Here is a 21094-nt window from a genome sequence, read left to right on the forward strand (position 1 = left end):
ATGAACAACAAACCAAGGGAGAACCCGATGCGGGAGTCATTGACGCCGGGCGTGTGGGGCGTCGTTGCCACACCGTTCCAGGGCAGCACGCTGGATCTGGACCTGGACAGCCTCTCGGACCTCGTGGAGCGCTACGAAACCATCGGCGCCACGGGCCTGACCGTCCTGGGCGTCTTCGGGGAGGCCGCCGCGCTGACCCCGGAGGAACGCCGCCAGGTCCTCGAAATCGCCGTCGAATGCACGGAACTGCCCCTGGTGGTGGGCGTAACAGCGTTGGCCACCAGGCCGGCCATCGAGGAAATCCGCGCCGCCCAGGAGGTTGCCGGGCAGCGGCTGGCCGCTGTGATGGTGCAGGCCAACTCGGCGAAGCCCGAGGTGGTCAGCGCCCACCTGGACGCCATCCACCGCGCCACCGGAGCCAAGGTGGTGCTGCAGGATTATCCGCTGGCCAGCGGCGTCGCCATCTCCACCGCCGCCCTGGTTGATGTGGTCGCGGCAAGCCCCTGCGTCATCGCCATCAAGGCTGAGGCGCCGCCCACCAGTGTGGCCATCGCCGAGCTCCACGCCGGTACCGGGGTTTCGGTATTCGGCGGACTCGGCGGCCAGGGGCTGCTGGACGAGCTCCTGGCAGGCGCCGCCGGTGCCATGACCGGGTTCTCCTACCCCGAGGCCTTGATTGCCTGCGTCCGCGCCTGGCGGGAGCAGGGGTATGCGGCGGCCGCCGGGCAACTGGTGCCCTACCTGCCGCTGATCAACTTCGAGCAGCAGGCCAAGGTGGCCCTGGCCATCCGCAAGGAATGCCTGCGCGAGCGGGGCTGGATCAAGGACCCGGGCGTCCGTGCCCCGGCGGCCGGCTTTCCCGAGAACCTGCGGCATGCCATGGAGGTCCATCTCCGCGAAGCCGCCATGGCCCTGGACTTGAACCGGGCGCTCGCCCCGGCGGGGAGGAACTGATGGAGCTGGGAATTGCCGGCAAGACGGCGCTGGTGGCCGCCTCCACGGGGGGACTGGGACTCGCCGTGGCCCGCGCCCTCGCCGCGGAAGGCGCCAAGGTGGCCATCGTGGGCCGCCGCGGCGTCCGTGCCAAGGAGATCGTGGACGAGCTGCAGGAGGCGTTCGGCGGCCTGCCGGGCTTTGCGGCCATCGCCGTCGAGGCTGACCTCACCGGTGCCGAGGGTGTTGACGCCGCGGTGACGCAGGCCGAGGCCGGCCTGGGGCCGATCGACATCCTGGTCCTGAACGGCCCCGGCCCCCGGCCCGGAGCCGCCGCAACACTGGGCAGCGAGGACATCGCCGCGGCGTTCGACCTCCTGGTCAAGCCGCACCATGCCCTGGTCTCCCGCACCCTCCCGGCCATGCGGGAACGGCGGTGGGGGCGGATCCTTGCCATTGGCTCCAGCGGTGTCGCAGCACCGCTGCCCAACCTGGCCGTCTCCAATACCGGCCGCGCAGCCCTTGCCGGCTACCTCAAAACGCTCGCCGCCGAGGTAGCCCTGGACGGGGTCACCGTGAACCTGCTCCTGCCCGGCAGGATCGCCACGGACCGCGTCACCGAACTGGACCAGGCAGCGGCAAAGCGCCGCGGCACCACGCTGGAGGACATCCGGCTGGAATCCCGCAAAACCATCCCCGCCCGCCGTTACGGCGAGCCCGCCGAATTCGGTGCGGCCGCCGCCTTCCTCTGCAGCGCCCCGGCGTCGTACATCACCGGTGTGGCGCTGCGGTGCGACGGCGGCCTCATCCGCAGCCTCTAGCCCCAACTTCCAAAGGAATGCCATGACCTCCACCGCCCTGGACCCCAACACCACCGCACTGGATCGCAGCAAAACCGCCCAGCACCTCATCAACGGGCAATGGCTGGGAACCGCGGAAACCCGCCGCACCAACCCCGCACGCCCGGACGAACTGGCAGCACTCTCGCCCAGCGGCACCGCGGAGGACGTTGACGCCGCCATCACCGCCGCCGCGGCAGCGCAGCCTGCCTGGGCCGCCCTGCCGGCACCTTCCCGCGGGGCCATCCTGATCACTGCAGGCAACCTGCTGATCGAACGGCAGTCCGCGATCGCCGAGGACCTGGTCCGGGAGGAGGGCAAGACCCTGGCCGAGGCCAAAGGCGAGGTGAAGCGTGCCTCGGACGTGCTGCGTTTCTTTGGCTCGCTGGGCTGGGCCGCCACCGGAGAGGTGCTGCCCAGCGGACTGCCGGACACCACCATCACCACCCGGCGCGAACCGCTGGGCGTGGTTGGCCTGATCACCCCCTGGAACTTTCCCATCGCCATTCCGGCCTGGAAGACGGCGCCAGCCCTGATCAGCGGCAATGCCGTGGTGATCAAGCCCGCCGAACTCACCCCGCTGTCTGCCACCCACCTGGCCCGTGCCCTGCAGGACGCAGGATTGCCGGCGGGCGTGTTCAACCTGGTGCACGGTAAAGGCCGGGTGGTGGGCGATGCGCTGGCCCGCGACCCGCGCATCGCCGGGATGTCCTTCACCGGGTCAACCAGCGTGGGCCTGGGACTGCAGGAGATCCTGAACGGCCGGCGTGCCCGCGTCCAGCTGGAGATGGGCGGCAAGAACGGCGTCCTGGTCCTGGACGACGCGGACCCAGCCAAGGCTGCACAGGTGGTTGCTGCCGGCGCGTTCGGCCTTACCGGCCAGGCTTGCACCGCCACGTCGAGGGTGTACGTCACCCCCGGTATCCGTGCGGCATTCCTCGACGCCTTGGTGGCGGAGGCGGCAAAGTACACCCCAGGAGACGGCCTGGAATCCGCCATGGGGGCCGTGGTGAGCGCCCAGCAGTTCGAGCAGGACCAGGCGGCGGTGCGCGGCGCCGTTGAGCGTGGCGCCACGCTCCTGCACGGAAAGTACGACGGCGATTCCTCCGAGGCGCTGTTCTTCCCTGCCGCCGTGCTCACTGGCCTTGACTTCGACGATCCTGCGGTGACGGAGGAGATCTTCGGCCCGGTGGTTGCAGTCCTTGAGGTCCCCGATTATGAGGCCGGCCTCGCAGGGATCAACGATTCCCGCTACGGCCTCACCGCCGGCATCTGCACGGACTCCCTGGCCTTGGCCACCGACTTCGCCGCCAGGGCCCAGGCAGGGGTCATCAAGGTCAACCGACCCACCGCCGGGCTGGACCTGAACGTGCCGTTCGGCGGGGTCAAGGATTCTTCCACCAACACGTTCCGCGAGCAGGGCAGGTCCGCCCTGGAGTTCTTTACCTGGGGCAAAACCGTCTACACGGGCGTGTAGTCCCATGACATACGTGATCGCCCAGCCGTGCGTGGATGTGAAGGACAAAGCGTGCATCCAGGAGTGCCCCGTGGACTGCATCTACGAGGGCGACCGGTCACTCTATATCCATCCGTTCGAATGCGTGGACTGCGGTGCGTGCGATCCGGTCTGCCCGGTGGAGGCCATCTACTATGCGGAGGACGTGCCGGACGAATGGGCAGACTACGTCCGCGCCAACGTGGAGTTCTTCCGTGAACTGGGCTCGCCACAGGGCGCCTCCGCACTGGGAAACCTGCATCGGGACCATCCCGTCGTTGCTGCCGAGCCCGTCCCGGCACGCTAGGGACCCAACCCTTTCAATGGCCGCCAAGCCTTCGCTTGGCGGCCATTACTGCGTTAATGCCCACATTTCGCGCTTGTTACAACTATGTTGCTCTATATGCAACGCCAGTCAGAACGGATGAAGCGAAGGCGTGATTGCCCGCCGGACGTTCTGCGCTGGTTTTAATCATGAAGCAGATACAGAAACCTCTTGACTGTGTCGCTCGTCACCACCTATGTTGAAACAACCACGTTGCAAGCAATGCAACTCATACTTTCTGATGGTGGTTCCATGAGTACCAATTCCAACTCCTACGGAGCAGGAGCCGTTGCCGCTGACGCCAACGGCCCCGCCGTGGCAGGCCAGGGTGCCGGCAGCCCCGTGGCAAGCAAGGACGTTCGACGCCGGGTGGTCACGGCCAGTTTCATCGGCAACTTCGTCGAATGGTTCGACTACGCCGTCTACGGCTACCTCGCGGCCGTCATTTCGTCCGTCTTCTTCCCCGAGGCCGACCGCCAGACTGCGCTGCTGGCCACGTTCGCGGTGTTCGCGATTTCCTTCTTCGTCCGGCCCCTGGGCGGCTTCTTCTGGGGCCACATCGGCGACAAGCTGGGCAGGCGCAAGGCACTGTCCCTCTCGATCGTCATCATGTCCGTCTCCACCTTCTGCATCGCCCTCATTCCCGGCTACGGAACCATCGGCATGCTGGCCCCGGTCCTGCTCCTGCTGGTGAGGGTCGTCCAGGGCTTCTCGGCAGCGGGCGAATACGCCGGGGCGTCGGCGTTCCTGGTGGAATACGCGCCGGCCAACCGCCGCGGCCTGTACGCTGCGGTCGTGCCCGCCAGCACGGCCGCGGGCCTGCTCCTGGGCTCGCTGATCGCGGCCCTCCTCAGCTCGGTACTCAGCACCGGGCAGCTGCACGACTGGGGCTGGCGGTTGCCGTTCCTCCTGGCCGCCCCCATGGGGCTGATCGGGCGCTACATCCGCACCAAGCTCGAGGACACTCCCGCCTTCCGCGCCCTGGCAGAGCAGGAAGAGTCCGCCCCCAAGGCGCCGGCGCTGGACATGTTCCGGACCTACCGGAAGCAGCTGCTCATCGCCTGCGGAGCGGTGCTGCTCAACGCCGTCGGCTTCTACGTCATCCTCAGTTACATGCCCACCTACCTGTCCGAGGAACTGGGCTTCGGCCCCACCGAATCGTTCCTGGCCACCACCATCGCCCTGGCCAGCTACATCGGCTTCATCTTCCTCACCGGCATGGCCTCGGACCGGTTCGGCCGCAAGCGGATGCTGATCACCGCCTCTGTGCTGTTCATGCTCCTCACCGTCCCGGCGTTCATGCTGCTGGATACCGGCAACTTCCTGGTGATCGTCCTGGTCCAGATCCTGCTGGGCGGCATGCTCACCCTCAACGACGGCACCCTGCCCAGCTTCCTGGCCGAACTGTTCCCCACCAAGGTCCGGTACAGCGGCTTCGCCGTCAGCTTCAACCTGTCCAACGCGATCTTCGGAGGGACCGCGCCGTTCATGGCCACCCTGCTGATCGGCCTGACCCAGAGCAAGCTGGCCCCCGGCTGGTACCTCGTGGCCGCGTCCGCCGTGTCCCTCGCCGCAGTCCTGTTCGCCGCCGAAACCTCGCGCAAGCCGCTCAAGCACCTCTGATCCTGCAGAGGCCCCGGAACTTTCTTCCTTCCTACCCACCCATGTGCGGCCAAATACCTGCCCGCAATATCGAAAGGCACACCCGTGACCATCACCACCGACAACGCCTCATCCATCGCCGAACTCGAGCGCCTCAAGGTCCTGCACAACGGCACCAAGGGCAAGCTCACGTTCTCTGACGCAGAGTTCGAGCGCCGCCTCGGCGGCCTGCGCCAGATCATGGCCGCCAAGGAGCTGGACGCGGTCATCCTCACCAGCTACCACGGCATCAAGTACTACTCCGACTTCCTCTACACCACGTTCGGCCGCAACTACGCCTTGGTTGTCACCGCGGACGACTCGGTCACCGTCACCGCAAACATCGACGCCGGCATGCCATGGCGCACCTCCTACGGCGAGAACATCGTCTACACCGACTGGCGACGCGACAACTTCTACTTCGGCCTCCAGGAGGCACTGCGCCAGCGCGGCGTCAAGGCCACCCGGCTGGGCGTCGAGGACGACTTCCTCCCAGGCCTGACCCGCGAAAAGATCGCCGCAGCGTTCCCCGGCGCCACGCTCCTGGATGTCTCCCAGGACGCCATGCGCCAGCGCATGATCAAGTCCGCCGAGGAAATCGAGGTCATCAAGCACGGTGCCCGCATCGGCGACCTCGGCGGCGAGGCCATCCGCAACGCCATCCGCGAAGGCATCACCGAGTACGAGGTGGCCCTGATCGGCACCGAAGCCATGGTGCACGAGATCGCCCGGACCTTCCCCGACCGCGAAGTCCGCGACACCTGGGTGTGGTTCCAGTCGGGCATCAACACCGACGGCGCCCACAACTGGGCCACCACCCGGAAGCTGCAGCAGGGCGACATCCTCTCCCTGAACTGCTTCCCCATGACCTCCGGCTACTACACGGCCCTGGAGCGCACCCTCTTCCTGGGCCAGCCGGACGAGCGCTCCCTGGAGCTGTGGAACATCAACGTGGAGGTGCACCGCCGCGGCCTGGAACTCATCAAGCCCGGCGCCGTCTGCAAGGACATCGCCGCCGAACTCAACGAGATCTACATCAGCCACGGCCTGCTGGCCAACCGCACCTTCGGCTACGGCCACTCCTTCGGCGTCCTCAGCCACTACTACGGCCGGGAGGCCGGCCTGGAACTGCGCGAAGACATCGACACCGTCCTGGAACCCGGCATGGTGGTCTCCATGGAACCGATGATCACCGTTGCGGACGGCCAGCCGGGCGCGGGCGGCTACCGCGAGCACGACATCCTGGTCATCGGCGAGGACAACACGGTGGAGAACATCACCAAGTTCCCCTTCGGCCCGGAACACAACATCGTCCAGGCCTAACCATCACCACAGCGAAGCGGCGCCATGCACATGGCGCCGCTTCTGCCGTCCATGAGGAAAGATGGTGTCCACCATGACTCCTGCAACGACTTCCGACAGCAACGGCACAGGCACCAGCACCAACGGCGGGACGGACGCCAAAGGCGCTTCCGTCGTCGTCAATGCCATCGCTGTCCTGCGCACCTTTACCGCAGACGAACCCTTGCTGGGGGTTACGGAAATCGCCAACCGGGTGGGCATGCACAAAAGCAGTGTCTCCCGGATCCTGGCCACCTTCGAGCAGGAGAACCTGGTGGAACGGGACCCGGAAACCAAGCGGTTCCGGCTGGGGCTGGGGCTGATCGCCGTCGCCGGGCCGCTGCTGGCCGAGATGGAGGAACGGCGCGTTGCGTACCCCGTGCTGCGGCAACTGGCGGAGCAGACCGGCGAAACCAGTGCGCTCATGCTCTGGAACGGGGACGAAGCCATTTGCGTGGAGCAGATCGCCAGCCACCACCAGATCAAGCACACCACGCCGCTGGGCGCCCGGTACCGGGACGCCATGAGCGCTTCCGTCCAGGTGTTCCTGTCCACGCTGCCGGCCGAGCGGGTGCGTGAATTGCTGCGGAGCGGAGCCATCACCTTTCCCGGAATGGACGACGCCGGCCTGATGGCTTACGAGGCCCGGCTCCAGGACGTGGCGCGGCGGGGCTGGGCGGGCAACTACGGTGAATCGTCCATGGATGAAGTGGGCGTGGCGGCCCCGGTCCGCGACCATCGTGGCGACGTGGTAGCGGCCGTCCTGATTCCGGCCCCGCGCTTCCGGGTATCGAAGGAGCAGTTCGAGCGTCTGGCTGAAGCCTGCGTTGCCGCCGCCGCCAAGGTGACCACCCGTCTGGGCGGCCGTCCGGCAAGCTGATCCGGCATGTTCAGGTGGCCGGGTGTTCAGGTGGCCAGGACGAATACCTGGTTCACGCTGTGACCGCGCTGACTGCGACGACGCCACCCCACGGGTCGCTGATCACCGCGCTCCGGAATCCCGGGGTGTTCGAGGGTGCCATGAGGATGCCGCCCCCTAACGCAACGGCCCGGTCGGCAGTGGAGTCTGCACTGGCCACCGCGAAGTTCACACTCCAGTTCGGCGGAACGTCCACGCCCTCCGTTGAGGTGGCCACTGCCACCATTCGGTCTCGCAGAAGCCATAGTGAGAAGGCTGCGTCAGGCGATGGCTTCAGCTCCCACGCGAACATTGACCTGTAGAAATCCCCGGCTTTTCCAAGATCCGGGGTATGCAGGGAACTCATCGCCCAGCAGTTCGGCTGGTCGGCAAGCTCAACGCCGTCATTTTCGCCTGCCTGCCGCAGGCAGAACAGCACGCCGGAGGAATCGGCAACAAGCGCCGTGGGGGCTTGGGCGTCCAGGAGCATCAGCCGCCGGCCCCCAACCTGTTCAGCGCGTGCCGATGCCTCGGCGACGTCCTCCACCCGGATGTGCGTCAGCCAGCCCGCAGGCGACTGTGGCGGGGCCTGTCCCACACCGGCCACCAGGCGTCCGTTGAGGCGCGCCCGGTAGTAGTCACCGTCAATGCCGGACGTGGGAATTGCCTCGTCGAAGCTCCAGCCGAAAAGTTGGCCGTAGAACTCTTTGGCTGCCCGGGGGTCCGGTTGCCACGTGTCCACCCAGCAGGGTGCACCTACCGACGATGTATCCCGCTTGGCCATAGTGCGCCCCCTCGAATCCGGCTGGGCCGCCGGACGCGTGGCGCCGGCCCCCAAGAGCAATGCACGGCAAGCATACGTCCGAAGCCGGAGACGTGGCGGGAGGTGGATGCGGGGCCGGTCGGGCTTTGCCCTTATCAGCCCGGCTCCGCTCGGCGGCCCGACCTCCGCGAATGCGGCCCGGACCTCTGTGATGGGTCCAGGATCGCCGGACAACCAAGCGTCCATGTCCACAAACACTGCATCCGGAAGATGGCCGCTGTCGTATGCCGAATGTCTCATGATATGGACGCAAAGGAGCGCGGCCCCGGGCTTCTTCACGGCCTGTCCGGGCGCTCGTCGGAGCCGTGCCGGTCTGTACAACCAGCACCGGCCCGCGGGAAACTGGCGCCATGGGCAAACTAACCTTCGCCATGAACGTCAGCCTGGACGGCTATGCCGCAGCTCGCGGGGACGACCTCGGCTGGAGCATGCCGGACGATGAACTGTTCCAATGGTGGTCCGACCGCGTGTCGGCGACGGGCCTGGCCCTGTACGGACGCAGGCTGTGGGAGGCGATGAGCTCCCACTGGCCCACCGCGGACCAGGAGCCTGGTGCCACGCCGGCGGAGATTGAGTTCGCGCAACGCTGGCGGGACATGCCGAAGGTGGTGTTCTCCTCCAAGCCCCGCCCGGTCAACTGGAATACCCGCCTTGTCACCGGCGATGCAGTTCCGGAGATCGCGCGGCTCAAGGCAGGGGAGGGCGGTCCGATTGATATCGTCGGTGCCACGCTCGCCGCGGGGCCATGCGGGCCGGACTGATCGACGAGTACGTGATGGTCACCCATCCGGTCCTGGTGGGCGGCGGGACGCCCTTCTTTACCTCCCTGGACCATTGGGTGCAGCTGAAGCTTGTGGAGACCAGGGCCTTTCCCGGTGGCGCGGTCCTGGCCCGGTACGACGTTCGTCGCTGAGCAGGCCAAGACTCAAAGCGGCCTGCCTCCGCGCTTGGGGATAGGGCGGCAAATTTACCGGGACGGGCCTCTCAGGGGAGCCCCGCCATCCGGGCAGCGAGATGCAATGCCGCCAGCCGCCCCGTCCCGCGGGGATCGCCACCGCACAGCTCAAAGATCCGCTGAAGCCGGTGGTGCATGGACTGCCGTTCCAAGTGCAGTTCGCGCGCCGATTGCGCGGTGTTGCAGCCCGAGTCCAGCCATACCCGCAAAGTCTCCAGCAACTGGGACTGCCGCTGCGCGTCATGCTCCAGGACCGCCCGCAGCTGCCGGTTCACGAACGCCTCCCGCGCTGAGGCATCCAGGCAGGTCAGGGACAGGCTTTCGACGGCGGAATCCTCCGCGTCCACCACCACCAGGCCGCGGGCCGGATACTGTCGGCGTGCCGAGGCGTTCCGCCGCCGGATCTGGCGCACCTCCAAGGCCCGCCGCGCCTCGGCCAGCGACCAGGAAGCCTCAGCCACACCGCCGGCCAGGGGCCCCACGGCAATCACCGCGTCGGGGTCCCCCGCCAAGCCCTGCAACGATTCCAGCAGCTGCCGCCGCTCACCGGCGGTATCGGTGCAGGGCCGGCCGATCATCACCACCAGTTCGGCGTCGTCCAGGTACGCGGCACAGGGAATCTGTCGCGAACTCAGGAAGGTTTCGACGGCGCCGCGCACCTCCTGCGGTGACGCCGCATGGATGGCGGCCACCACTGCCGGGGAATCCGCGGGAAAGCCGGCCGCGGGAGCCAGCTGCTCGAGCCGCCACTCCGGGGCGGAGTTGAGCACGGCCCGCATCAGTTCGGCGCCGGCCAGGGCATGCAGTCCGGGCGGAGTGTGCTGCAGCAGCGCCAGCCCGAGGATGTCCACGGCGCGTTCCCCGGCCACCTGCGCCAGGGCCACGTCCGCGGCCTCCGGCACCCGTACCTCAAGCCGGCCCATCAGGACGCCGCGCACGGGAATGTCAACGCTGACCACCGTTTTGCCGGGCCGCCCGGCCCCGCCGGCAGGGCTGCCGTGAGCACCCGGGCCGGAGCCGTCGTCGTCCGCCGGCCCCTCCCCGGCGTCCGCGTCCACCCCGCTGCTCCACCCCTCGGGGACGGCGCTGCCCATGGTCACTCCCCACGGGGAGGTGAGGTGCACGGCGGAACCCGTGATGCCCGCCAGTACGGCCAGGATCTTGTCCAGCGAGGCCCCGTGGGCCAGCTCCGCCGCCATGGCACGGGTTGCGGCGTCGGCCTGCTGCAGGTGCCCCACCGACTCGCTGACCAGCATGGAATTGATGGCCTGCATGACGCCCACAAAGGGCACCACCTTCCGCAGCTCGACCACCGGAAGGCCGTATGCCTCGGCCGTCCGCAGCATGTCCGCAGGGATTTCCGGGAGGGCGCCCCCCGTCTCGATGGCGAGCGCCGCGATACCCCGCTGGGCCAGTTCACGGACGTAGTCCTCGCGTTTGGCGGGGGTGGCCGTGGCCAGGGTGATCCCGCCGCAGAGCAGCAGCTCGCCGCCGCGGAGCAGGGGAGCGATGTCCAGCACCTCGCTGGAGTGGACCCAGCGCACCGGCTGCGCATCGGCCACCACGCCCAGGGGATGGAGCACGGGATCCGCGGCCGCAAGGGCGGGGTGGGCGAGTATTTCGCCAAGAAACACTGACACGACATTCCGTAACGTAGTAGGGGAATCTGTTCGACAGATTGTATCTTGTTCCTTGTGATGGGGGCCACATAGCCTTTGAGTACTTATCCACCTCACGGAGGCCCCCATGGAAGAAAAGCTTTCACCACCAACGCACGGGCACGCGGCCCCTGCCGGCCAGGACCACAACGTCGTGGACCACGAAGCCTGGCTGCAGCCCATCCCCGAATCAGCGCGCACACGCAAGGTATCCGGCCAGTTCTGGATCTGGGCGGGCGCCAACCTGGCTCCCATCAACTGGGTGCTGGGGGCACTCGGGATCCAGCTGGGGCTCGGGCTGGCGGACACCGTCACCGTCCTGGTCCTGGGCAACCTGATCGGCATGCTCCTCTTTGGCTGCTTCGTCCTCCTGGGCCAGAAGACCGGAGCCACCGGCATGGTCCTGGCCCGGGCCGCTTTCGGCCGCCGCGGCAATTACCTGCCGGCCGCCATCCAGGCCCTGCTGGTCATCGGCTGGTGCGCGGTGAACACCTGGATCATCCTCGACCTGGTCATGGCACTCTTCGGAACCCTCGGCTGGGTTGACCCTGAAGCCCCCAACTACGCCTGGAAGATCGGCGTCGCCACCTTCATCATGGCCCTGCAGGTGGCTATCGCCTGGTTCGGCTACAAAGCCATCGCGGCCTTCGAAAAATGGACGGTACCGCCAACCATCCTCATCCTGGCCGTCATGTCCGCCGTCGCCTGGTTCGGCATGGACATCGACTGGGGCTACGCCGGACCGGCCGGCGCCATCCTGGAAGGCTCGGAACGGATCGCCGCCATGAGCGCCGTCATGACTGCCATCGGCATTGGCTGGGGTATCACCTGGTTCACCTACGCCGCGGACTACTCCCGGTTCGTCAGCACCAGCGTCCCCAAGAAGAAGGTCTACCTGGCCTCGGTCCTGGGCCAGTTCATTCCTGTGGTCTGGCTGGGTGTCTTGGGCGCCAGCCTGGCCACCAACTCCGGGGAGATCGATCCCGGCAAGCTGATCGTCCTCAACTTCGGCGCCATGGCTCTGCCGGTGCTGCTCATGGTGCTCCACGGCCCCATCGCCACCAATATCCTCAACATCTACACGTTCTCGGTCGCGACCCAGGCACTGGATATCTCCATCAGCCGCCGCAAGCTCAACCTGTTCGTCGGCGTCTTCTCGCTCGCCGCCGTCGTCTTCTTCATCTTCCAGGAGGACTTCGCCGCGGTGCTCGACGCCTGGCTGATCGGCCTGGTGGCCTGGGTGGCCGCTTGGGGCGGCATCATGCTGGTGCACTACTTCTGGCTGGACAAGCGCTGGCCGGGCGAGCCGGAGCGCCTGTTCGACGCCGTGGGAACCAAGCGGCTGCCCGGCGTCAACTGGGCCGGTGTCATCTCCCTCGTGGCCGGGATCTTCGCAACCTGGCTCTTCATGTACGGCCTGATCCCCATCATGCAGGGCCCCATCGCGGTGGCACTGGGCGGCTGGGACCTGTCCTGGCTGGCCGGCGGACTGACCAGCGCCGGGGTGTACGCCATCCTCGGGCCGCGGCAGCACATCCGGTACCTCGCAGTGAAGCCCCGGACGGCCACCGCCGTGAACCCCGCCCCCGGAGCAGGCGGCAAGGAAACGGACGCCGCCCCTGTCCTGCCCGCCCGCTAGGCCGCACAGCTTCCCATCCCCCAACACCTGGCGGGCGCCCTGCGCCCGCCGAAAGGATTTCCCGTGAACCAGCCCGCCATCGCGGACGCCCTGCATCCGGTCACCTGGCCCGACGGCGCCAAAGCCGCAGCCTCCTTCACCTTCGACGTGGACGCGGAGTCCTGCACGATCGCCCACGACCCCAGCTCCACCCGGCGCATGTCGCTGATGACCCACCAGTCGTACGGTCCCAAAGTCGCCGTACCGCGGCTCCTGAAAATCCTCGAGCGCCAGGACATCAAAGCCACCTTCTTCATCCCGGGCTTCACCGCCGAGTCCTACCCGGACGTGGTCCGGCGGATCGTTGACGGCGGGCATGAGGTGGGCCACCACGGCTACCTGCACGAACCGATGCAGGGCATCGACGCCGCCACCGAGGCCGGCTACCTTGACCGCGGCCTCGAAGCCCTGGCGAAGGTGGCCGGGGTCCGGCCGGTGGGGTACCGGGCACCGTGGTGGGAACTGAACTGGCACTCCCCGGGCCTCCTCGCGGACCGCGGCTTCCTCTACGATTCCAGCCTGCTCGACGGCGATGCCCCCTACCGCTTCGCCGTCGCCGCCGATGATCCCAGGGACATCGTGGAGATCCCCGTGGACTGGACCCTTGATGACTGGGAGCAGTACGCCTTCTACCCCGGTGTGACCGGCAGCGGCGTCATCGAAAGCCCGGCGAAGGTCCTGGAAATGTGGACCCTCGAGGCGCAGGCCCACCACTCCCAGGGCAGCTGCTTCGTCCTGACCAACCATCCGTTCATTTCCGGCCGGCCGTCCAAGGCCGTGGCCCTTGAACAGCTGATCGAGCGGGTGAAGGCGATGGACGGCATGTGGGTTGCCACGATGGAACAGATTGCCCGGCACACCAAGGCCTCGGTCACGGAGGTCCACACGCACGCGCGGATTGACGTACCGGTCTTCCCGGGCGCGGGTGCGCAATTCCGGCCGGCCGTGGTGCGGCAGGGGGTCCTGGCCTAGAGTGGCCGAAAAAGGGCCGGCGCCGCCGGCCGGAAGGAGTGCCGGAATGGACCTCATGGCCAGCCTTCAGGACAGCATCGGGCAGGAACTTGCCTGGCAGATTCCGCTGTACGAGCAGTTCCACCGGCATCCGGAGCTGGGCCTCGCCGAACACGAAACGTCCGCCGCCGCAGCGGACAACCTGGTCCGCTCGGGCTTCGACGTCCGGCGCTTCGGGGGGACCGGCGTCGTGGGCGTCCTCGCCAACGGCGCCGGTCCCTGCGTGCTGGCGCGGGCGGACATGGATGCCCTGCCGGTTGCTGAGGCCACCGGGGCGCCCTTCGCCTCCACCGTCCCGGGCGTCATGCACGCCTGCGGCCACGACCTGCATGTGGTGGCCCTGCTGGGCGCGGTACGGTACCTTGCCGGCCACCGGGACGGATGGCGTGGCACCTACGTTGTCCTGTTCCAGCCGGCGGAGGAGACAGCGGCGGGGTCCCGGGCAATGCTCGACGACGGCCTGGCCGCCGGAATCCCGCGGCCGGACGTTGCGCTTGCCCAGCACGTCATGCCCACCGAGGCGGGAACCATCGGTACCACGCCGGGTCCCATCCTCTCGGCCGGAGATTCGGTGCGGATCACCGTGCACGGCCGGGGCGCCCACGGATCCATGCCGCACAAGTCGGTCGATCCGGTGGTGCTGGTATTCCAGCCAACCACTCACCGTTCTTCCTGCCCGCCGTGGATCCCACCCTGCGCGTGGCTACGCAGGCGCAGGCTGCTGCGGCCCTCGCGTACTTGGGCGCCGGGCTTCCTAACCGTTTCGAGCCAGCAGGGACTTCATCTGCGCGGCCGCGTCGCTGCCCGGTGCAGGGGTGTACACCACGATGTGGAGGTCCGGCCGGTCGGACGGGGACACCTGGTGATGTTCCAACTGGAGCACACCCACGGCCGGGTGGTGGAAAAGGCGCTCGCGGGATTCGAAGCCCAGGATGTCGTACAGGTCCCAGCCCTGCCGGAATTCCGGGCTGGCTTCCTTCAGCCGTTCCACCTGGTACTGGATGTCCGGATCACCGAGCCGCTGCCCGGCTTCGGCGCGGAATTCGGCAAGGAACCGCTTGCTGGTGGTTTCCCAGTCCGGCAGGAGGTTGCGGACGTAGGGATCGGTGAACACCAGCCAGAGGAGGTTGCGGTCCGCCGGGGCCACCGTGGCGATGTTCGGAAACAGGGCGGCATAGGCCGTATTCCAGCCGGCCACGCCCCAGTCCGGAAACAGCGCGAAGCTCGGATTGGGGTCCAGTGCATCGAGCAGGCGCTGGATATGGGGCGGGGCGGAATCGGCTGCGGGGCCGGCAGGGGCCGCTGCTGCGTAACCGCCCAAGGACAGGACGTAGCCCACGCCGGTTGCCGAGAGATGCAGGGCCCGGCTGACCGCCTCCAGCACCTGCCGGGACGGGCTGATGTCCCTGCCCTGCTCCAGCCAGGTGTACCAGGTGACGCTGACGCCGGAAAGGAACGCCACCTCTTCGCGGCGCAGTCCCCGGTCGCGCGCCCGGCCGATCGGCGGCAGGCCGTAATCCGCCCGGAGCGCCTGGTCCCGGCGGGCGCGGAGGAAGAGGCCGAGTTCTTTGCGGCGCCCTGGTTCAGTCACCAGAAAATACTATTACTCTGGTACTCCTGCTACTAGTAGTAAGAGCGTCTTCCGCATGGAGGGCCATGCCCGCAGGATGGTAAGCATGCCTGCACTTCGCTCTAAAACTGTCACCCACGGCCGCAACATGGCCGGAGCCCGCGCACTGCTGCGCGCCTCCGGCGTCGCCAACGCGGATATCGGCAAGCCGATCATCGCCGTGGCCAACTCCTTCACCGAATTCGTCCCCGGCCATACCCACCTTGCCCCCGTGGGCAGGATCGTCTCCGATGCGATCCTCGCCGCCGGTGCCGTGCCGCGCGAGTTCAACACCATTGCCGTGGATGACGGCATCGCCATGGGCCACAGCGGCATGCTGTACTCGCTGCCGTCCCGCGACCTGATCGCCGATTCCGTGGAGTACATGGTCAACGCGCACTGCGCCGACGCCCTGGTCTGCATCTCCAACTGCGACAAGATCACCCCGGGCATGCTCATGGCGGCCCTGCGCCTGAACATCCCCGTGGTCTTCGTCTCGGGCGGCCCGATGGAAGCCGGCCGAGTCACCCTCACCGACGGCTCCGTCCGGTCACTGGACCTGGTGAACGCGATTGCCGACGCCGTGGACGAGTCCATCTCGGATGCCGACATCAACCTCATCGAGGAGAATGCCTGCCCCACCTGCGGTTCCTGCTCGGGCATGTTCACCGCCAACTCGATGAACTGCCTCACCGAGGCCATCGGCCTGTCCCTGCCGGGCAACGGCTCCGTACTGGCCACCCATACCGCCCGCAAGGCGCTGTACGAGAAGGCCGGCGCCACCGTCGTCGAGCTGGTCAAGCGCTACTACGACGGCGACGACGAGTCCGTGCTGCCGCGCTCCATCGCCACTGCCAAGGCCTTCGACAACGCCATGGCCCTGGACATCTCCATGGGCGGCTCCACCAACACCATCCTGCACCTGCTGGCCGCCGCCCAGGAGGCAGGCGTGGACTACGGCCTGGCCGAGATGGACGCCAAATCCCGCCAGGTGCCCTGCCTGGCCAAGGTGGCACCCAACGTTGCCAAGGACAAGACCTACTACATGGAGGACGTGCACCGTGCCGGCGGCATCCCGGCCCTGCTGGGCGAGCTGAACCGCGGCGGACTCCTGCACAAGGACGTCCACTCCGTCCACTCCAATGACCTGGACGGCTGGCTGGATGACTGGGACATCCGCGGCGGAAAGGCCACCGAAGAAGCGAAGGCACTCTGGCACGCGGCCCCCGGCGGCGTCCGCTCCTCCACCGCGTTCTCGCAGTCGAACGAGTGGACTTCCCTGGACACGGACGCGGCGGAAGGCTGCATCCGCTCCGTGGAGCACGCGTACTCCAAGGACGGCGGCCTGGCCGTGCTCCACGGCAATGTGGCTGTCGACGGCGCCGTGGTGAAGACCGCAGGCGTTGACGAGTCCATCTGGGTCTTCTCCGGCCCGGCCGTGGTGTGCGAATCCCAGGATGAAGCCGTGGAGAAGATCCTGAACAAGACCGTCAAGGAAGGCGACGTGGTGGTCATCCGCTACGAAGGCCCCCGCGGCGGTCCCGGCATGCAGGAAATGCTCTACCCAACGTCGTTCCTCAAGGGCCGCGGCCTGGGCAAGAAGTGCGCCCTCATCACCGACGGCCGTTTCTCCGGCGGCACGTCCGGCCTGTCGATCGGCCACATTTCGCCGGAGGCTGCCGTCCGGCGGCGCCATCGCCCTGGTGGAGGACGGCGACATCATCAGCATCGACATCACGCAGCGCTCCATGCAGCTGGAGGTCTCTGACGAGGTCCTGGCCGAGCGCCGCGAGAACCTGGAGGTCAACGGCGGCTACAAGCCCAAGGACCGGGACCGCCAGGTTTCCGCTGCCCTGCGCGCCTACGCCGCCATGGCCCTCTCGGCGGACAAGGGCGCCGTCCGGGACGTGTCGCTGCTGGAGCGGTAACGCTGGTTCCTGGCGGGGGAAGGGCAGGTCCATTGGCCCTCCTCTGCCAGGGAATACGGCGCCACACTTGAAGGGTCATCGTCGGGCCCGGGGAGGTGTGGTGCGCAGGTTTGAACCGTCCCTCGCGACAGCCGCCCTCGTGATGGTGCTGCTGGCGGGCTGCTCTCCGCAGCCGGCAAGTCCACAGCCATCGCGGTCCTCCGCTGCTGCCTCCGCACCGGCGACCGGAGCGCCCGCCCCGCCGACGCCGTCGGACGTTCCGTCCTCACCGCCCGCAGAAACAGCGCCCGGCGCTCCCGCGGTCAGTTCCGCCGCGGCGGCCTGGACCACGTTTACGACGGCGGATGGCAGCATGGCGTTCGACCTTCCCGCCGACTGGCGCGTCAAGGACCCTGCGGGTGAACTGGCCGAGGGTGGCGGGGCATTCGCCGAGGTCCGGAACCAGGCCGGAAAGATAATGGCCACGCTGAGGACCAACATGGCCACCGGATCCACCTGCACCGAAAGGTACCCCTACGAAATCCTGGACACGGTGGACGTCCCAGCGCTTGTCCAGGGCGGAGAGGTGCCGCAGTTCGTGTTCGAATCCCGTGCGAATGCCCCGACCCCCGGCCTGTACAGCACCCCGGCTGCCGGTTACGGCATCACCTCGGGCCCAGCGGCCAGCGGACCGGACGCGTGCCCCATCTTCCAGTTCTTCAGGTGGCCCCCAAACGCTGCCATGTTCGGGGCGTCCTACGACCCCAACAACAACGCGACGCCAGGGGACCCGTCGCTCCCGTACCTGGACCTCGCCCGGAAGTACCGGGGCACGTCCGAGTATTCGGATATCAGGAAGATGATCACCTCGCTGCGGCCGGTGCAGCACTAGCCGGACGCTGTTGGCAGGGGGGCGCCCGGCCAATGGGGGACCAACGCCCCGCCCTGCCGTCCTGCCCCTCCGGTACCCTTTTCACATGGTGCAGGAAGTGGCCGATTACCGGGCGGAAGGCATCCTGCTCGCCGGGGCGGGACGGGCCATCCTGCTGCAGCTTGCCAATCCCGCCATCGGCCGCGGGGTGGCGGCACACAGCATCTTCACCGAGCGTCCCGTCAACCGGCTCAAGGGCACGCTCACCTATGTTTACGCCGTCGTGTACGGAACCGATGAGCAGGTGCATGAGGTGCGCCGCAGGGTGAACCGGGCCCATGCCCCCGTGCGGCGCATTCCCGACGAATCGTCCGCCGGGTACAGCGCCTTCGATCCCGCGCTGCAGCTCTGGGTGGCGGCCACGCTCTACGACACAGCACTCACCGTCATCGAGAAGATCTACGGCCCGCTCGATGAAGCCGCCGCGGACGCCATGTATCGGGACTATGCACGGCTCGGTACGGCGCTGCAGGTCCCGCCGGCCATGTGGCCCGCGGACCGGGCAGCGTTCGGCCGCTACTGGCAGGAGCAGCTCGCCGCCCTGCGGGTGGAAGCCGAAGGCGCCCAGGTTGGCCGTGGCCTGCTGTACCCGGAAAACACCGCCTTCTGGTACCGGGCCATGATGCCCTCGGCCCGCTTCCTGACCGCCGGGCTGCTGCCGGGCCAGCTGCGGAAGGACTTCGGCCTCGCCTGGAGCGACCGTCACGAGCGGCGCTTCAACCTGACCATGCGCGTCCTGGCGGTGGCCTACCCCAAACTTCCACGGGGAACCCGGCACTGGTTCAAGGACTACTGCCTGGGCGAGCTCGACAAGGACCTGCACGGGAACGGCCGGCTGCAGCAGCGCCAGGGGAGCCGTGCGTAGTTCCACCCCCGTCGAGCAGAGGATCGACGACTACGCCCGCCGCTTCCTGGCCACGGCCCCGGCCCGCGGCGCCAAGGCACGGCTCACCGAGTTCGCCGTTTTCGGCCTCAAGCAGGGCTGGGCCTGCATCTTCGGAGCCGCGCTCCTGGCCGTGCTCATGGCCGCCCGGCTGTGGTACCCGGACGATGCGGTGCTGGCGCGGAACGACTTCCTGACGCTCGCCGCCGTCGTCATCCAGGTCCTCATGGTCGCGTTCAAACTGGAAACCCTGAGGGAGCTGCGCGTCATCGTCCTGTTCCACCTGGTGGGGACCGTGATGGAACTGTTCAAGACGGACGTCGGCTCCTGGTCCTACGAGGCCGAGGGCGTCCTCCGGATCGGGGCTGTACCGCTCTTCAGCGGCTTCATGTATGCCGCCGTGGGCTCGTACATGGTGCGTGTCTACCGGCTCTTCGACCTCAGGTTCGCTGCCTACCCGAGGCGCTGGATCACTGCCATCCTCGCCGGCGCCATCTACGCCAACTTCTTCACCCACCACTACATCTGGGATCTGCGCTGGGTGCTGCTGGCCGCCGTCGTGGTTGTCTATGGCCGCTGCGTGATGCACTTCCGTGTCTTCCGCAAGGAGTTCCGCATGCCGCTGGTGGTTTCCTTCCTGCTGGTGGCACTGTTCATCTGGATCGCCGAGAACATTGCCACCTGGTCCGGGGCCTGGCTCTACCCCAGCCAGGCCGCAGGCTGGCATCCGGTGGGCCTGGAGAAACTCGTGGCCTGGTTCCTGCTGATGCTCATCTCCGTGGTGCTGGTGGCCTGGGTCTACAAGCCCCGGCCGCCGGAACCACGAGGCATACGACGCAGGGACATTCCGTCGGCTGCACTGCCGCGCTAAAGGGGGTCTGCCAAGACCCGTTTCAGCAGGGCCCTCGCTAGGGCTTCGGGACCACGCTTTGATGGACTGTATGCCTCCCGAAACCACAACCAGCAGTACCAGGGCGCCGCAACAAACCTCTGGCAGCGAGCATCGCCAGGCCCACTGGGGAGGCGTCTTTGCGATGTCGCTGTGCGTCTTCGCCCTGATCGCCTCGGAGTTCATGCCGGTCAGCCTGCTCACACCAATGGCAGCGGACCTCCAGGTCTCCGAAGGGATGGTGGGGCAGGGCATCGCGGTCTCCGGCCTGTTCGCGGTCCTCACCAGCCTGTCCGTCTCCCGCCTGGCCGGCAGCCTTAACCGCAAGGCCCTGCTGCTGGGCCTCACGGCGTTGATGGCGGTCTCCGGGGCACTGGTGGCCCTGGCGCCGGGATACCTGCTCTTCATGATCGGCCGCGCCCTCATCGGCGTGGTGATCGGGGGATTCTGGTCCCTCTCCGCGGCCACCGCCATGCGGCTGGTCCCGCCCCACCAGGTGCCGCGCGCCCTGGCGATCTTCAATGGCGGCAATGCCCTCGCCACCGTCCTGGCCGCCCCGCTGGGCAGCTGGCTGGGGGCCGTCATGGGCTGGCGGGCGGCCTTCTTCTGCCTGGTTCCACTGGCCGCCGTTGCCTTGGCCTGGCAGTGGTTCAGCCTTCCGTCCATGACGGTGGAAAGCCGCGGGAAGCCGGCAGCGTCCTGGCGATCTTCGCCGCGTTCCAGAACCGCCCGGTGGCCTGGGGCATGGCCGCATGCGGTTCCTTCTTCATGGGACAGTTCGTCCTGTTCACCTACATCCGCCCGTTCCTGGAACGGGTGACGCGGGTTGATGCGGCTACGGTGTCCCTGGTCCTGCTGGTGCTGGGCGTGGCAGGCTTTGCCGGCACCATGCTGATCGGCCGGTTCCTGGGGCAACGCCTGTACCGGACGCTCGCCACCATTCCCGCGCTCATGGCCGTCATTGCGGCGCTGCTCGTGCCGGCGGGCGGCTGGTTCGCCGCCGTCGTGGTTCTTTTGGGTTCGTGGGGCTTGCTGTCAACGGCCGCGCCGGTGGGCTGGTGGAGCTGGGTCGCCGAGGCCATGCCGCACGACGCCGAGGCAGGCGGCGGCTTGATGGTGGCCGTAGTCCAGACCTCGATCGCCATTGGCTCAACCCTGGGCGGCCTCCTGTTCGACTCCGCCGGTTACGGCGGCACCTTCGTTGCCAGCGCAACGGTCCTGTCCGCCGCCGGCGTCCTGGCCTTCGTGACTGCCAAGGCCACGCACCGGATGGCGTGA

Annotated in this window: 18 protein-coding genes and 3 pseudogenes; 17 read left to right on the top strand and 4 right to left on the bottom strand. The window is 67.7% G+C overall.

The window, feature by feature from the left end:
• From AC4EEO_RS01630 to AC4EEO_RS01660, 7 genes are all read left to right on the top strand, one after another.
• The gene (locus tag AC4EEO_RS01630; protein ID WP_240617778.1) at nucleotides 1-954 is read left to right on the top strand and encodes a dihydrodipicolinate synthase family protein; all 954 of its coding nucleotides are present in this window, start codon (nucleotides 1-3) and stop codon (nucleotides 952-954) included.
• The gene (locus AC4EEO_RS01635) at nucleotides 954-1754 is read left to right on the top strand and encodes an SDR family oxidoreductase (RefSeq protein ID WP_018760969.1); all 801 of its coding nucleotides are present in this window, start codon (nucleotides 954-956) and stop codon (nucleotides 1752-1754) included. The genes AC4EEO_RS01630 and AC4EEO_RS01635 overlap by 1 nt, the downstream gene beginning before the upstream one ends.
• Nucleotides 1755-1776: 22 nt before the next feature.
• Entirely contained in the window at nucleotides 1777-3249 is a 1473-nt protein-coding gene (locus AC4EEO_RS01640) for an aldehyde dehydrogenase family protein (RefSeq protein WP_133831769.1), read from the top strand.
• A 4-nt stretch (nucleotides 3250-3253) separates the two neighbouring features.
• The gene (gene fdxA, locus AC4EEO_RS01645) at nucleotides 3254-3574 is read left to right on the top strand and encodes a ferredoxin (RefSeq protein ID WP_026264379.1); all 321 of its coding nucleotides are present in this window, start codon (nucleotides 3254-3256) and stop codon (nucleotides 3572-3574) included.
• Between the two features lie 270 nt (nucleotides 3575-3844).
• Complete coding sequence (locus AC4EEO_RS01650; RefSeq protein WP_491330648.1) at nucleotides 3845-5215, top strand: MFS transporter; 1371 nt, start codon at nucleotides 3845-3847, stop codon at nucleotides 5213-5215.
• A gap of 84 nt (nucleotides 5216-5299) precedes the next feature.
• A complete protein-coding gene (locus tag AC4EEO_RS01655; protein WP_133831767.1) occupies nucleotides 5300-6556 on the top strand; it encodes an aminopeptidase P family protein in 1257 nt (418 codons plus the stop codon).
• A gap of 61 nt (nucleotides 6557-6617) precedes the next feature.
• Entirely contained in the window at nucleotides 6618-7454 is an 837-nt protein-coding gene (locus tag AC4EEO_RS01660) for an IclR family transcriptional regulator (RefSeq protein ID WP_018760974.1), read from the top strand.
• Nucleotides 7455-7506: 52 nt separating this feature from the next.
• Here the strand turns inward: AC4EEO_RS01660 and AC4EEO_RS01665 are convergent, their stop codons facing one another.
• The gene (locus AC4EEO_RS01665) at nucleotides 7507-8256 is read right to left on the bottom strand and encodes a VOC family protein (protein WP_133831765.1); all 750 of its coding nucleotides are present in this window, start codon (nucleotides 8254-8256) and stop codon (nucleotides 7507-7509) included.
• A gap of 389 nt (nucleotides 8257-8645) precedes the next feature.
• On the opposite strand from AC4EEO_RS01665, the pseudogene AC4EEO_RS01670 reads away from it, so the two are divergent.
• Nucleotides 8646-9208 (top strand): annotated as a pseudogene (locus AC4EEO_RS01670) (dihydrofolate reductase family protein).
• A 71-nt stretch (nucleotides 9209-9279) separates the two neighbouring features.
• Here AC4EEO_RS01670 and AC4EEO_RS01675 read toward each other — a convergent pair.
• Nucleotides 9280-10890: a PucR family transcriptional regulator gene (locus tag AC4EEO_RS01675; RefSeq protein ID WP_491339727.1), complete on the bottom strand. Its 1611-nt coding sequence runs from the start codon at nucleotides 10888-10890 to the stop codon at nucleotides 9280-9282.
• Nucleotides 10891-10996: 106 nt separating this feature from the next.
• On the opposite strand from AC4EEO_RS01675, the gene AC4EEO_RS01680 reads away from it, so the two are divergent.
• The 3 genes and pseudogenes from AC4EEO_RS01680 to AC4EEO_RS01690 all read left to right on the top strand — a co-directional run.
• On the top strand, nucleotides 10997-12547 hold the full coding sequence (locus tag AC4EEO_RS01680; protein ID WP_491339728.1) for a purine-cytosine permease family protein: 1551 nt from the start codon (nucleotides 10997-10999) through the stop codon (nucleotides 12545-12547).
• A 63-nt stretch (nucleotides 12548-12610) separates the two neighbouring features.
• Nucleotides 12611-13558, top strand: a complete 948-nt coding sequence (locus AC4EEO_RS01685) for a polysaccharide deacetylase family protein (protein ID WP_491339729.1) — start codon at nucleotides 12611-12613, stop codon at nucleotides 13556-13558.
• Nucleotides 13559-13613: 55 nt separating this feature from the next.
• Nucleotides 13614-14459, top strand: a pseudogene (locus AC4EEO_RS01690) (amidohydrolase); the annotation flags it as partial.
• Here the strand turns inward: AC4EEO_RS01690 and AC4EEO_RS01695 are convergent.
• Complete coding sequence (locus AC4EEO_RS01695; RefSeq protein WP_109045697.1) at nucleotides 14352-15188, bottom strand: helix-turn-helix transcriptional regulator; 837 nt, start codon at nucleotides 15186-15188, stop codon at nucleotides 14352-14354. The pseudogene AC4EEO_RS01690 and the gene AC4EEO_RS01695 overlap by 108 nt on opposite strands.
• An 85-nt stretch (nucleotides 15189-15273) precedes the next feature.
• Here AC4EEO_RS01695 and ilvD point away from each other — a divergent pair.
• Nucleotides 15274-17134 (top strand): annotated as a pseudogene (gene ilvD / locus AC4EEO_RS01700) (dihydroxy-acid dehydratase).
• Nucleotides 17135-17209: 75 nt separating this feature from the next.
• Here the strand turns inward: ilvD and AC4EEO_RS01705 are convergent.
• Nucleotides 17210-17488 (bottom strand): hypothetical protein, encoded by a 279-nt coding sequence (locus AC4EEO_RS01705; protein WP_491339730.1) that lies wholly within the window; start codon nucleotides 17486-17488, stop codon nucleotides 17210-17212.
• On the opposite strand from AC4EEO_RS01705, the gene AC4EEO_RS01710 reads away from it, so the two are divergent.
• The 5 genes from AC4EEO_RS01710 (at nucleotide 17487) to AC4EEO_RS01730 (ending at nucleotide 21094) form a co-directional block, all read left to right on the top strand.
• Nucleotides 17487-18005 carry a hypothetical protein gene (locus AC4EEO_RS01710; protein ID WP_231369844.1) on the top strand — a complete coding sequence of 173 codons (519 nt, stop codon included), beginning with the start codon at nucleotides 17487-17489 and terminating at the stop codon, nucleotides 18003-18005. The genes AC4EEO_RS01705 and AC4EEO_RS01710 overlap by 2 nt on opposite strands.
• Nucleotides 18006-18090: 85 nt before the next feature.
• Nucleotides 18091-18909 (top strand): oxygenase MpaB family protein, encoded by an 819-nt coding sequence (locus AC4EEO_RS01715; RefSeq protein ID WP_018760984.1) that lies wholly within the window; start codon nucleotides 18091-18093, stop codon nucleotides 18907-18909.
• Entirely contained in the window at nucleotides 18902-19798 is an 897-nt protein-coding gene (locus AC4EEO_RS01720; RefSeq protein WP_133831757.1) for a DUF817 domain-containing protein, read from the top strand. Before AC4EEO_RS01715 ends, AC4EEO_RS01720 begins: the two co-directional genes overlap by 8 nt.
• A 163-nt stretch (nucleotides 19799-19961) precedes the next feature.
• Nucleotides 19962-20636: an MFS transporter gene (locus AC4EEO_RS01725; protein WP_491339731.1), complete on the top strand. Its 675-nt coding sequence runs from the start codon at nucleotides 19962-19964 to the stop codon at nucleotides 20634-20636.
• Nucleotides 20585-21094 carry an MFS transporter gene (locus AC4EEO_RS01730; protein ID WP_491339732.1) on the top strand — a complete coding sequence of 170 codons (510 nt, stop codon included), beginning with the start codon at nucleotides 20585-20587 and terminating at the stop codon, nucleotides 21092-21094. Before AC4EEO_RS01725 ends, AC4EEO_RS01730 begins: the two co-directional genes overlap by 52 nt.

It is taken from the genome of Pseudarthrobacter sp. MOO13, assembly GCF_058267655.1.

Excerpts from the sequence above, each read along its gene's own strand:
- AC4EEO_RS01665 (WP_133831765.1), bottom strand. The coding sequence starts at position 8,256 with ATGGCCAAGCGGGATACATCGTCGGTAGGTGCACCCTGCTGGGTGGAC.
- AC4EEO_RS01630 (WP_240617778.1), top strand. The coding sequence starts at position 1 with ATGAACAACAAACCAAGGGAGAACCCGATGCGGGAGTCATTGACGCCG.
- AC4EEO_RS01725 (WP_491339731.1), top strand. The coding sequence starts at position 19,962 with ATGTCGCTGTGCGTCTTCGCCCTGATCGCCTCGGAGTTCATGCCGGTC.
- AC4EEO_RS01660 (WP_018760974.1), top strand. The coding sequence starts at position 6,618 with ATGGTGTCCACCATGACTCCTGCAACGACTTCCGACAGCAACGGCACA.
- AC4EEO_RS01640 (WP_133831769.1), top strand. The coding sequence starts at position 1,777 with ATGACCTCCACCGCCCTGGACCCCAACACCACCGCACTGGATCGCAGC.
- AC4EEO_RS01705 (WP_491339730.1), bottom strand. The coding sequence starts at position 17,488 with ATGCTGCCATCCGCCGTCGTAAACGTGGTCCAGGCCGCCGCGGCGGAA.
- AC4EEO_RS01710 (WP_231369844.1), top strand. The coding sequence starts at position 17,487 with ATGGCGTTCGACCTTCCCGCCGACTGGCGCGTCAAGGACCCTGCGGGT.
- AC4EEO_RS01680 (WP_491339728.1), top strand. The coding sequence starts at position 10,997 with ATGGAAGAAAAGCTTTCACCACCAACGCACGGGCACGCGGCCCCTGCC.
- fdxA (WP_026264379.1), top strand. The coding sequence starts at position 3,254 with ATGACATACGTGATCGCCCAGCCGTGCGTGGATGTGAAGGACAAAGCG.
- AC4EEO_RS01635 (WP_018760969.1), top strand. The coding sequence starts at position 954 with ATGGAGCTGGGAATTGCCGGCAAGACGGCGCTGGTGGCCGCCTCCACG.
- AC4EEO_RS01730 (WP_491339732.1), top strand. The coding sequence starts at position 20,585 with ATGGGACAGTTCGTCCTGTTCACCTACATCCGCCCGTTCCTGGAACGG.
- AC4EEO_RS01715 (WP_018760984.1), top strand. The coding sequence starts at position 18,091 with ATGGTGCAGGAAGTGGCCGATTACCGGGCGGAAGGCATCCTGCTCGCC.
- AC4EEO_RS01650 (WP_491330648.1), top strand. The coding sequence starts at position 3,845 with ATGAGTACCAATTCCAACTCCTACGGAGCAGGAGCCGTTGCCGCTGAC.